The sequence below is a fragment of the Allorhizobium sp. GW101-3B10 genome, assembly GCF_059424725.1.
In genome coordinates, this window is the sequence record NZ_JBWKZR010000001.1 from 3231912 (window position 1) to 3242856 (window position 10945).

Below are 10945 nucleotides of genomic sequence, written 5' to 3' on the forward strand. Positions count from 1 at the left end.
TTCATTCCCCCTTGCGCAGTGCACGCAGTTCCTTGTGGCTCGGCGGCGCGGCAAGCGCCGCCTCGACGTCAGCTTTGTCGGGGCCGGCGGGCAGCCCGTTCAGCTCCTTGAGCACATAGGCGGCCACGGCCACCAGATCGTCGGCCCCCAACTCGGCCTGGGGCGGCATCACCAGGCCGACATAGTCAATGCCGTTCGCCGTGATCTTGCCGCTCATGCCGCCGGCCATGACGCCGGCGATGTAGCGCGGCGCCTTGTCGCCGAGCGCCTGCCAGAGGGCGGGGTCGACGAGCGGAGGAGCCAGACCTTCGGTGCCGACGCCCTTGTCGCCGTGACAGGCGGCGCAGACCGATGCGAAGGTCGCCTCGCCCGCCGCGCCGGCATGCGAGACGGACGGCGAGGCGATCAGGAGAAGAGCGGCCATGGTGGCCGCCCAGCCATGCAGTCTATTCATCGGCAAGCCCGACTAGAACGGCGACCGTGCAGTGATAGCCCTTGTCGTCATTGGCCATGCACCAGTTGATGTCGTTGTAGAGGCCCATGCGATAGCCGGGGCGCTCGCGCTCCGAGGTGAAGCAGAAGGTCGCGCCGGTGACCTGCGCCTTGCCGCAGCAGTCGTTGTAGGACACGAGGTAGTCCTTGCCGTCATTGGGGTTGAGGCAGGTGCCGACCCACGAGACCTTTGAGGCCGACGAACCGGGCGGGCAGGACGTGGTGGTGCCGCCGGACGTGTTGCAGAGATTGCCGTCGAGCGCGCAATAGCGCCAGTATTCGCAGGCCGTCTCGTCTTCGCCTTCCGCGGCGAAAGCGCTGCCGGAGGTGCGGTCGAAGGGGAGGATCGGCAGCAGCGCCCCGCCGATCAGGGCGGCGCCGGTCTTGGCCAGCAGGCTGCGGCGGCCATATTGACGGGCAGCCTGACGGGTGCCTTGTTCGGCAACCTTGTCGATCATGCGAAGCAGGCCATCAATGAGGTTGATCATCGGTTCTCTCCAGTGGGGCTAGAAGATCAGGAATGTGCCGCAACCGGCGCGTTGAGGAAGTTCTGGATCGAGCTGACGCCCATCTCCGCGGCATTGAACAGGCTTTCGAGCTGCTCCCGGCTGTTGATCAGTCCCTTGGCGCGAACGATGCCCTCGCCGTCGATCAGCACGGCGAACGGCAGGCGCGAGACGCGGTAGGTGATGCCCAGCTCGGGCGACAAGGCATAGGGGAAGTCCTCGAGCCCGGCCTTCCTGATGAAGGCCTTGTGCTTGTCCATGTCGCCGTCGCTGGCCAGAACGACGTCCAGCCACTTGCCCTCGCTCGCGCGCATTGATTGCAGCACCGGCAGCATCTTCTTGCAGATCGGGCAGGTGGTCGACAGGAAGAACACCAGCGTGCTGCGCTGGCCGCGCGGGCCGATATAGATCGCTCCGCCGTTGAGGCTGGCGAGCGTGAAGTTCGGCGTCGCCTCGCCGATCTTGGGGCCGGACTCGTTGACCAGCGCGCCGACCGGCGAGATGCGTTCGAACAGAATGCCGATCTGGCGGGCGAGCGCGAAGACCACGCCTATCAGCACGAGCACCAGGACGAACAGGACGACGACGGCGAAGATGAGTGCATTCATGGGTATACTCGGCTTTCTGCTATTTTTCTGGCCTCTGCGCCAGATCCTTAGAGCGAGAGGCGCATATGGCCGTCATTGGCCAGCAATTGCTCGATCACGTTGTGGACGAACCAGGTCAGCAGGCCGGCGGTGACCGCAACCGCGGCCTCGGCAAAGCCGAGTGGGTTGGCGGCGAAGACCGCCGGCAGGATCGCGATGGCCGCCAGCAGGGCATTGCGTGCCAGCAGCACAGGCGACAGGCGCTGCGCCGGACCGCCGCAACCGCATTCAATCCGCGTGCGCCCCCGGGAGATGTTGACCGCGATGGCGACCCAGTAGAGGCCCAACAGGGCGACCGCGAGCAGCGCTCCGGCCCGCACCGTCGCCGGGTAGACCAGCAGGACCACAGCCAGGAACTCGACGGCAGCGAGCCCCCTTGCCGCCGGCTCGACGAGGGCCTCCGGCAGAAGCCGGTAGTCAGCCACGTAGCCGGTGAAGGTGCCGAGATCGGCGACCTTGTGCCAGGCCGCGCGCAGGAGGACGAGAACCGTGAAGGTCGTCGCCGCCGCTGCCGCCATGGAGGTGAACCAGCCGTCCATCATTCACCCGCGTAGACGAGTGGCGCGAAGGAACCCATGTCCTCCAGCTTGCCGCTCAGCTTGGCGGCGAACTTCGCCTCCGGATCGACGGCATAGCGGGTGAGGATGCCCTCGTCGTCGTTGAGCGCAAAGAGCGTCGGGGTCTTGCCCTGGGTGACGGCGATCGACTTCACGCCCTCGACCGCCGAGCGGTAGAGCACCTTCTTGGCCTTCATGTCGACCGGCCAGATCTCGGTCGCGGCATCCTTGTGGCTGCCTTCCTTGGCGTCCGGATGCATGGTGACGAACAGCACGTCGTTCGGTTCGTTGTAGGCGATGACCTCGACGCCGCCCGGCGCCCAGGCCCCCTCGACGCCCTCGGTGATGGAGAACTTGTCGACGAGCTCGGCCGTACCGTCCTTGTCGGCGATGGTGTAGATATTGCCGTTGAAGGAGACGAAGATCAGCTTGTCGCCGGCGCGTTCGCCGACGACATAGAGCGGGTCGGTGTCGGCATCGAAAATCTTCTCGCTCTTCAGGGGCGCCGCGAACTTTCCGTCGGCGCCAACCGTGAAGGTCTGCAGCGTGCCGTCGCCGCAGAGCGTCGAGAACTGGAGGCCGGAAAGCGCCGGATGGATCGACCAGCAGCCCGGCGTCGGCACTTCGGCGATCTCCTTGCCTGCGGCCAGGTCGACGACGCTCACCGAGGTCGCCGGGGTGGCGTTCTGGACGAAGGCGTATTTTTCGTCGGCCGAGAGCGCCAGCAGGCTCTTCTGCGGTGCGACCTGCGCCATCTTCGGCGACACGATGATCTCGCGCTTCACCGACATGGTATCGACGTCGAACTCCTGCAACACGGCTTCGGTCGGGCCATAGGTGATGCGCTTGGCATAGGCCGAGGCGGTGTAGGCGGTCTTCTTGTCCTTGGTCAGGACGAACTGCGTCACCAGGCCGACGCTCAGATTGCCCTTGCGGTCCAGTTCGCCGGCGCCGACGACGTTGATCCGGCTCGCGCCGGTCCAGCTCTGGTCGACGGTAAAGACGTTCGGGCCGGGCTTGATCCGCGCCTCGACGGTGATCTTCTCGGGAACGAATTCCTCTTCGGCGAAAGCCTGGCCCATGGCGAGGGTACTGACCGCAGCGGCCAGACATGTTCTCAGAAACCGCATCGTTTAGTCTCCATTCGATTGCCGTCGCAACAGTCCTAGCGACTCCGTCGAGCCCGATCTATCCACCCGCGCATTGGCATATGCCTAATTTTTGAGCTTCCCCGTATTTGCCTTTTTTGATTGCAACGCGCCTTCCGCGGTTTTACTATGCTGCGCTGCGAAGGCGGCATGCCGCCAGCGCGCGCCTATCTGGAAAATCGACGATGATGTTCAGCGAGACCGCGTTCGAAGACGTATCGGAACAGGAAAAATCGCTTCCCGGCTGGAGCCAGGAATATCGACAGCTGTCGCCGGGGCCGTTTCAGGGCAGAGTGGCGATGCTGCAGTTTCCCGGATTGACCATCATCCGCGAGCGCATGAACGCCGCCGTCGAGCAGCATTATTCAGCACCCGACGACAGCCTGATCTTCTTTGCCCAGTCGGCCGAGTCCGGGGGCGTTCGCATCGACGGGCGATTCTTCGGCGGTAACACGATCGGCTTCGGCCACCACTGGCGCGAAAGACTCTCCGTGAGCGCGCCGATGAGCGACTACCTGCTGGCGGTGGTGAAGCTCGATGACCTGCCGGTCGACGCGCCGATCAAGACCGGCATTCTGCAAGGCCCGGCCGCCGTCCAGGCGGAAAGCCTCTATCAATGGCTGAACTCGCTGCTGGAAGTCCATATGAGCGACCCCGCGGGCCTGCCGAAGCAGTTGCGCAGCCTGCTTCCCGACATGATCCGCGACCGGTTGGGCCTGCTGCAGGAGAGCTGCACGCCGGAAGAAGAGCCGTCCACGGACAAGGAGCCGTCGGAATTCGCGATCTACCGCGAAATGGAGCAATGGCTCGAGGAGAATGCGCGCGAGGCGATCACCGTCACCGACCTCGCCCGGCAGCTGAGGCAGTCAAGCCGCACATTGCGCGCCGCCTGCCAGACCGTCATCGGCTACCGCCTGGACGACGTGCTGCTGATCCGCAGGCTCAACCATGCCCGACGCGATCTGATCGCCGCACGCGGCGCACCCCGCCGCGTATCGGACATCGCCCTCGACTGGGGTTTTTTCCACTGGGGCCGCTTCTCGACCCGCTATCACGCCCTGTTCGGAGAAACGCCGTCGCAGACCATGCGGGTTCGCAACTGACCGAATTGCGTTATGTCGCTCCCCGGATGCCAGGTCCCGAAGCGACAGCCTCGACTGCTTTGACGAATGCCGCGGTCCGCATCAGCGCGCGGCATCGCGCGAACCGTCCGTCCGCATAGGCGCGGAAATCGTCGGCCGGATTGCCGTTGGCGAGCTGGATGAGGCCCCACAGCGTCCACAGGAGATCGCACATCGCCCGACCAGACCCGCGGCATGCCAGGTGCAACCAGGGTCAGCAGACCTTCTCCACCAGCAGCGCGTCCTTTGCCCCGTCACTGGCAAGATGGTAGGCGACGGAGGTGCCGATGGCCCCGCCGCCGATGATCAGAATATGCACGGCGATCCGCGCGGAATGTCATCTTCAAGTCCTCAGGCCTTGATCTTGTCCATGGCCGGGTCGAACATCGGTCCGAAGTGAAGGATCGCCGGCGTCTTTTCGGCCGCCACGACCAGTTCGTAGGTTCCGCTTTTCAGATAGTCGTCCGTCACGCCGGCGGGATTGCGGACATAGCCGTAGCCGATGTTCTGGCCGAGCGTGTAGCCGAAGCCGCCGCTGGTCAGGTAACCGACGGGTTCTCCATTCCGCAGGATGGTCTCGCGGCCGACCAGGACGATCTCGGGATCGTCGACGGTGAAGCCCATCAGACGCTTCGTCAGCGCCTGTCCCTGGAGCGTTTCGAGCGTGCGGCGGCCGAGGAAATCGGTGTTCTTGCGCAGCTTCACCGCCCAGCCGAGGCCCGCCTCGAAGGGCGTGTCGTTGGGCGTGATGTCGGAACCCCAGGCGCGGTAGCCCTTCTCCAGCCGCAGCGATTCCAGCGCGCGGTAGCCGATCGGACGGATGTCATGCGCCTTGCCCGCTTCCATCAGCGCATCGAAGACTTCGCCGAGAGCGGCGATCGGAATGTGCAATTCCCAGCCGAGTTCGCCGACATAGGTGACGCGCAGCGCCCGCACCGTCGTGCCGGCAATTTCGATCTCCCGCACATGGCCGAAGGGGAAGGCCTCGTTCGACACGTCGCCGGTGGTGACGGCGGCCAGCACCGCACGGGCCTTGGGGCCCATCAGCGACAGCGTGCCCCAGTCCTCGGTGATGTCGACAAAGCTGCAATCGAGGCCGGCGGGAATGTGGTCGACGATCCAGCCGAAATCATGGGTGCGGAAGCCGGTGCCGGTGACAATGTAGAATCGGTCCTCGGCGATGCGCGCCACGGTCAGATCCGCCTCGATGCCGCCGCGGGTGTTGAGAAGCTGGGTGTAGGTCAGCCGGCCGACGGGCTTCGATACATCGTTGGCGCAGATCCAGTCGAGGGCCTTGAGGGCATCGGGACCGGAAAGCTCGTATTTCGAGAAGGAGGACTGGTCGAAGACGCCGACGGCCTCACGGACATGGGCGTGCTCCTCGCCGACCGGGCCGAACCAGTTCTGGCGACCCATCGAATAGACGTCCTTCGCCTCGGTGCCGGCCGGGGCGAACCAGTTGGGACGCTCCCAGCCCAGCTTCGAGCCGAACACGGCACCACGGCTCTTCAGCCGCTCATAGAGCGGCGAGACGAGGCGCGGCCGGCCGCTTTCATACTCCTCATGCGGGAAGCCGATCGTGTAGTGCTTGCCATAGGCTTCCAGCGTGCGGTCCAGCACCCACTGACGGTCGCGGTGCATGCCGGCGAAGCGGCGGATGTCGACCACCCAGAGATCGAGCGGCGCCTCGCCGTCGACGACCCATTGCGCCAGCACCCAGCCGGCGCCACCGCCCGACGCGATGCCGAAGGCGTTGAAGCCGGCGCCGACGAACATGTTCTTGCATTCCGGCGCCACGCCGAGGATGAAGTTGCCGTCGGGGGTAAAGCTCTCCGGCCCGTTGATCATCTGCTTGACGCCGGCCTTTTCCAGCGCCGGTATGCGCTCGATCGCCTGCATCATGTGCTGTTCGAAATGGTCGAAATCGTCGTCGAACAGCCGGAACGCCCATTCGTTCGGCACGTCACCCGTCGTCCAGGGCTGAGGATTGGGCTCGTAGCCGCCCATCACCAGGCCACCGACCTCCTCCTTGAAATAGGTCCGCCGGTCCGGGTCGCGGATCGTCGGGGCGTCGGTCGACAGGCCGTCGATCTTCTCGGTGATGATGTACTGATGCTTGACCGGCTGCAACGGCACGTTGATGCCGGCCATGTCGCCCACCTGCCGCGCCCACTGGCCGGCGCAGTTGACCACCTTTTCGCAGGCGATATCGCCGAGCGTGGTCTTCACCTTGAGGATGCGCCCGTCCTTCATCTCGAAGCCGGTGACGCGGACATTCTCGACGATCTTCGCCCCGTGCATGCGGGCGCCGCGGGCGAGCGACTGGGTGATATCCGAGGGGCTCGCCTGGCCGTCGGTCGGCAGCCAGCTGGCGCCGACCAGATCGTCGACATTCATCAGCGGCCACATGCGTTTCACCTCTTCCGGCGAGACGAGATGCATGTCCATGCCGAAGCTGCCGGCGGTGGTGGCCAGCCGCTTGAATTCGGTCCAGCGGTCCTGGTTGGTCGCAAGTCTCAGGCACCCCGTCATCTTCCAGCCGGTGGCAAGCCCGGTCTCCGCTTCCAGCCCCTTGTAGAGGTCGACCGAATATTTGAGCACGCGGGTGATCGAGGCGGACGAGCGCAACTGGCCAACCAGCCCCGCCGCATGCCAGGTCGAGCCGGATGTCAGGCCTCCCTGCTCCAGCAGGATCACGTCTGCCTTGTGGTCGCGAGCCAGATGATAGGCGGTGGAGCAGCCGATGATGCCACCGCCGATGACAACGATTTGGGCGTGGGTGGGCAGGGTCATGATGCGTGTTTCCCATAGATCGTGTGATAGTGATCGAGCGCTTCTTCAAGGCGCTTCAGATTGTCCGCCGTGTATCCGACATAGTCGGCCCCGGGCGCATCGAGATAGAGTTCGGAGACCATGCTCCACATGGCCTCACGCAGCAGCGAGGCGCACTGCATGGCGGCCATGGAGCGGCGCATGCCGGGCGATGGCGGGCCATTGAGATAGCTCTCGAGGAATTCTTCCGATTGCTCCGGCGTCAGCCCCGCATTGGAGGTGGCGCCGGCGAGATCGAACATCGCGGTGGAAAAACCCGCATATTCGAAGTCGATCAGCCAGAGACGGTCGCCGTCGTCGAGGATGTTGGACGGCAGAAGGTCATTGTGGCCGAAGACGATCGGCAGCGGGATCTGCGCTGCCTCCAGTTCCTGCGCCAGCGCCAGGTAGCGGGGCAGTTCCGCCGTCATGCGGCTACCGCCGGCCGCCAGCGTGCGCGCATAGTCGCGGATGACGTGGAAGGCCCAGAACATGAAGCCCGGGCCGGAGACGTGGCGCGGCATCTCGCTGTGGAAGCGCCTGAGCAGCCGTGCGATCTCCCGGCGTCGGGAGGCGACACCCTCGCCGGACAATGTCTTTGCCGTCAGGAACTGCGTGACCATGATGCCGGGTGCCACGAATTCGACCCGCGGGGCGAAGCCCGCCGCATGGGCCGCCTGCGCCGTCATCGCTTCGCGTTCACGAAAGACATGGTGAAACGGATAGTCGATGCCGAGGCGAACCACGTGGCGACCGGCGGCATCCGCGACCAGGAAGCTTTCGTTGCTCAAGCCGCCATGCAGCGGCTCGATCGAGATCGAGCCGTTCCAGCAGGGCAGCCGGTGAATACGATCCTCTGTCTTGGCGTCCATGCGCGTCATGCAGCGTCCAGCGCCTCGCGGTCGATCGTCTCCCAGATTTCCATGGCGCCGTGCCGATCACCGGATTCGAGACCGGCGAACCGGGTGAGGTAGGCGGCCTGGACATATTCCACCGAATATCCGGCCTTCTTCAGCACTTCGCCCATCAGCTGCGTGGTAATCAGCTGGCCGGTCCAGTCGTGCAAGGGCAGCTTGATGGGATCTGTGGATTCCTGTGCGATTGCCGGCACGGCCAGGCCGGCGCCCGCGAGCATGAGGCATATGGCGGCGATTCTCGGCAGGCGAGTTGGATCGAGCATGCGAGTTCTCCCAGTAGAGCCGGTTGAAACATGATTGGAACCGGCTGGGCACCCGGTCGTCGTTCCCTGTACTTTTCGTATCTAGTGACGGCGGTGCGCACGGCAATCTCATGTCAGTCACCGGCATATGTCAATGTTGCTTTGTGGTATTTTGTGCTTTTATGACCGAATATGCCGCGATTGCCGGATGCGACCGCCTCCGCTATCAGCTTTGCCATATGGAGGGGCTGGACCATGACACCATCGAGACGACACCGCGACATCTTCCGGTTGCTCCAGCGGGACGGGACAATCACCGTCGCCGAACTGGCAAGCAAGCTCGGCGTCTCGCTCGAGACCGTACGCCGCGACCTGAAGCCGCTGGCCGGGAACGGCTCTGTCATCAAGATGCATGGTGCGGTCAGTCTTCCGTCTGTGGCGGGAGAAGCCCCTTTCGAGAAACGGATGCGGGAAAACAGCAATGCCAAGAAAGCGATTGCCGCGGTCGTGGCCGCGACGATCCGCGACGGCGATTCCCTCATGATGGACACAGGCACGACGACGAGTTTTCTCGCCCGCGAGCTTCTGGCGCGCCGCCGGCTGACCGTCGTGACCAATTCCTCCGACATCGCCCGGACGCTCGCGACCGTCAACGACAACAGGGTCTACATGGCCGGCGGCGAGCTGCGCAGCGATAATGGCGCGGCATTCGGAACGACGGCGATCGAATTCGCCAGCCGTTTTTCCGTGACCCATGCGATAATTTCGGCCGGCGCCGTCAACACCCGCGGCGTCATGGACTTCGATCTCGAGGAAGCCGAATTCGCCCGCATGGTACTGAGCCGGGGCAAGCGGGCCATCGTCGTGACCGATTCCTCGAAGTTCGGCCGCGACGGCCTGGTGCTTGTCAGCGGCTTTGCCGCCGTCACCGAAATCGCAACCGACAAGCCGCCCCCGGGCGACATTGCCGAAGCCCTGGACGCCGCCGGCACCGACCTCCTGCTCGCCTGAACCGCAGCGGCGTCCGTCGGCGGGCCGGTCCGGTGGCGTCGCCTCTGCAATCAGGACGCTTCCCCCTGAAGCGGATCTGTCTGCCGTCATCGCAGGACGTGCGTTCCGCGATGACACCCGGTTCCTGGATCAATCTGCCAAGTGCTCGGCGAAGGTCGTTCCGCGATAGGCTTCGCGGAACATGCCTGCATCGACAAGGCGCGGCATCAGCCCGTCAAACATCAATCGCATCGAGGCGACCGAGCCGCCCGGCACTGCGATGAAGCCGTCGATCGCACCGCTTTCGCTCCAGTCACGGATCGCCGCGAAGGCATCGTCGACCGTGCCGATCACCTGCCAATGGGCCGAACCGATCACTTCTGGGCGCAGCAGGAGTTCGCCGACAGTCGGCTCGTCCCGCGCGATCAGCCGGCGCAGCAGTTCGGCATGGGTGCGGCTGCGCGGATTTTCGGGCGCCGCCGGCAGGTCGCCTGCCGTCACGCGCCGCTCCTCGGGCCAGCCGGAAAGCTCGAGCCCGGTCATCTCGCCAATCGCCGCCAGGCGGCGCGACCTGTCGGCACGCGCATGGGTTTCGGCAAAGAGTTCCTTGGCCTCGGCTCGACTGTCGGCAAGATAGAGGCTGAGGCCGGGGATCAGCTTGACTGCATCCGCCCGGCGTCCGTGTCCTTCGGCGCGACGCTGAAGGTCGAGCCGGAGATCGATTGCCATGGCTTTGTCTGGGGTCGAGGCGAAGACTGCGTCGGCGACCGAGGCGGCGAAATCGCGCCCTGTCGGCGAGGCTCCGGCCTGCACCAGCGGGATCCGTCCCTTGCCGAAGGCCGGGATGTTGAGCGGTCCTTTGACATTCAGATGCCGGCCGGCATGATCGATCGGCTGGACGAGCGCAGGATCGGCGAAGCGGCCCGACGCCTTGTCCATTTCCAGAGCGTCATGCGGATAGCTCTGCCAGAGTTCCCGCACAACAGCGGTGAATTCCGCCGCCCGCGCATAGCGCTCCTCGGCTGTCGGCATGGCCTGGAGCCCGAAGTTTTCGTGCCCTTCCAGGGCCGTGACGATGTTCCATCCGGCGCGGCCATTGCTGAGCCAGTTCAGCGTCTGGATCTGCCGGGCCACCACGTAGGGCGGCAGAAACGTGGTCGAGACGGTCGACAACAGGCCGATGTGCGACGTCTCGCGCGCGATCGAGGCGAGGAGGACCGTCGGATCCAAGCTAGAAAAGCCCGGCCCCTTGTCCAGGACGTCCCGAGTCAGGAAAAGCGTATCCGGCCGAAAGACGAAATCGAGATGGGCCGCTTCGGCGCGCCTGGCGATGTCGAGATAGAACCCGCTGGAAAAGAGATGTTCCACATCGCTGTCCGGCCGGCGCCACCCCTCGCCGCTGAGCCATGTGGGAGCCAGAGACATGCCGATATGAAGCCTTCTGGAAATACCCATGTTGAAAATCCACCTTTCGGAAATCTGCGGCACACCGCTGCGGAGGTGCCAGTTTCGAA

General features: G+C 64.7%; 12 protein-coding genes and 1 pseudogene. 2 read left to right on the plus strand and 11 right to left on the minus strand.

Annotation, left to right across the window (positions count from 1 at the left end; genetic code table 11):
- Position 1 precedes the first annotated feature (1 nt).
- From AC07Y0_RS16120 to AC07Y0_RS16140, 5 genes are read right to left on the minus strand one after another with little or no spacing between them, the layout of a single operon-like run.
- The gene (locus AC07Y0_RS16120; RefSeq protein WP_498678747.1) at positions 2–454 is read right to left on the minus strand and encodes a c-type cytochrome; all 453 of its coding nucleotides are present in this window, start codon (positions 452–454) and stop codon (positions 2–4) included.
- Entirely contained in the window at positions 447–980 is a 534-nt protein-coding gene (locus AC07Y0_RS16125) for a methylamine dehydrogenase light chain (protein WP_498678748.1), read from the minus strand. The genes AC07Y0_RS16120 and AC07Y0_RS16125 overlap by 8 nt, the downstream gene beginning before the upstream one ends.
- A gap of 26 nt (positions 981–1006) precedes the next feature.
- Complete coding sequence (locus tag AC07Y0_RS16130) at positions 1007–1606, minus strand: redoxin domain-containing protein (RefSeq protein WP_498678749.1); 600 nt, start codon at positions 1604–1606, stop codon at positions 1007–1009.
- Positions 1607–1653: 47 nt separating this feature from the next.
- On the minus strand, positions 1654–2187 hold the full coding sequence (locus tag AC07Y0_RS16135) for a MauE/DoxX family redox-associated membrane protein (RefSeq protein WP_498678750.1): 534 nt from the start codon (positions 2185–2187) through the stop codon (positions 1654–1656).
- Positions 2184–3332: an amine dehydrogenase large subunit gene (locus AC07Y0_RS16140; RefSeq protein ID WP_498678751.1), complete on the minus strand. Its 1149-nt coding sequence runs from the start codon at positions 3330–3332 to the stop codon at positions 2184–2186. Before AC07Y0_RS16140 ends, AC07Y0_RS16135 begins: the two co-directional genes overlap by 4 nt.
- Positions 3333–3535: 203 nt before the next feature.
- Between AC07Y0_RS16140 and AC07Y0_RS16145 the strand changes: the two genes are divergently transcribed.
- Positions 3536–4453 carry a helix-turn-helix domain-containing protein gene (locus tag AC07Y0_RS16145; RefSeq protein ID WP_498678752.1) on the plus strand — a complete coding sequence of 306 codons (918 nt, stop codon included), beginning with the start codon at positions 3536–3538 and terminating at the stop codon, positions 4451–4453.
- 10 nt (positions 4454–4463) lie between these two features.
- On the opposite strand, the pseudogene AC07Y0_RS16150 reads toward AC07Y0_RS16145, so the two are convergent.
- From AC07Y0_RS16150 to AC07Y0_RS16170, 5 genes and pseudogenes are all read right to left on the minus strand, one after another.
- Positions 4464–4652, minus strand: a pseudogene (locus AC07Y0_RS16150) (hypothetical protein); the annotation flags it as partial.
- A gap of 33 nt (positions 4653–4685) precedes the next feature.
- Positions 4686–4790 carry an FAD-dependent oxidoreductase gene (locus AC07Y0_RS16155; protein WP_498678753.1) on the minus strand — a complete coding sequence of 35 codons (105 nt, stop codon included), beginning with the start codon at positions 4788–4790 and terminating at the stop codon, positions 4686–4688.
- 32 nt (positions 4791–4822) lie between these two features.
- Positions 4823–7264, minus strand: coding sequence for a GcvT family protein (locus tag AC07Y0_RS16160; protein WP_498678754.1), 2442 nt, complete (start codon positions 7262–7264; stop codon positions 4823–4825).
- Entirely contained in the window at positions 7261–8163 is a 903-nt protein-coding gene (locus AC07Y0_RS16165; RefSeq protein WP_498678755.1) for a phosphotransferase, read from the minus strand. The genes AC07Y0_RS16160 and AC07Y0_RS16165 overlap by 4 nt, the downstream gene beginning before the upstream one ends.
- Positions 8160–8462, minus strand: a complete 303-nt coding sequence (locus AC07Y0_RS16170; RefSeq protein ID WP_498678756.1) for a glycine betaine ABC transporter substrate-binding protein — start codon at positions 8460–8462, stop codon at positions 8160–8162. Before AC07Y0_RS16170 ends, AC07Y0_RS16165 begins: the two co-directional genes overlap by 4 nt.
- 234 nt (positions 8463–8696) lie before the next feature.
- Here AC07Y0_RS16170 and AC07Y0_RS16175 point away from each other — a divergent pair, with 234 nt between their 5' ends.
- Positions 8697–9452, plus strand: coding sequence for a DeoR/GlpR family DNA-binding transcription regulator (locus tag AC07Y0_RS16175; protein ID WP_498678757.1), 756 nt, complete (start codon positions 8697–8699; stop codon positions 9450–9452).
- 129 nt (positions 9453–9581) lie between these two features.
- On the opposite strand, the gene AC07Y0_RS16180 is transcribed toward AC07Y0_RS16175, so the two are convergent.
- A complete protein-coding gene (locus tag AC07Y0_RS16180; RefSeq protein ID WP_498678758.1) occupies positions 9582–10886 on the minus strand; it encodes an NtaA/DmoA family FMN-dependent monooxygenase in 1305 nt (434 codons plus the stop codon).
- Between the last annotated feature and the right edge of the window lie 59 nt (positions 10887–10945).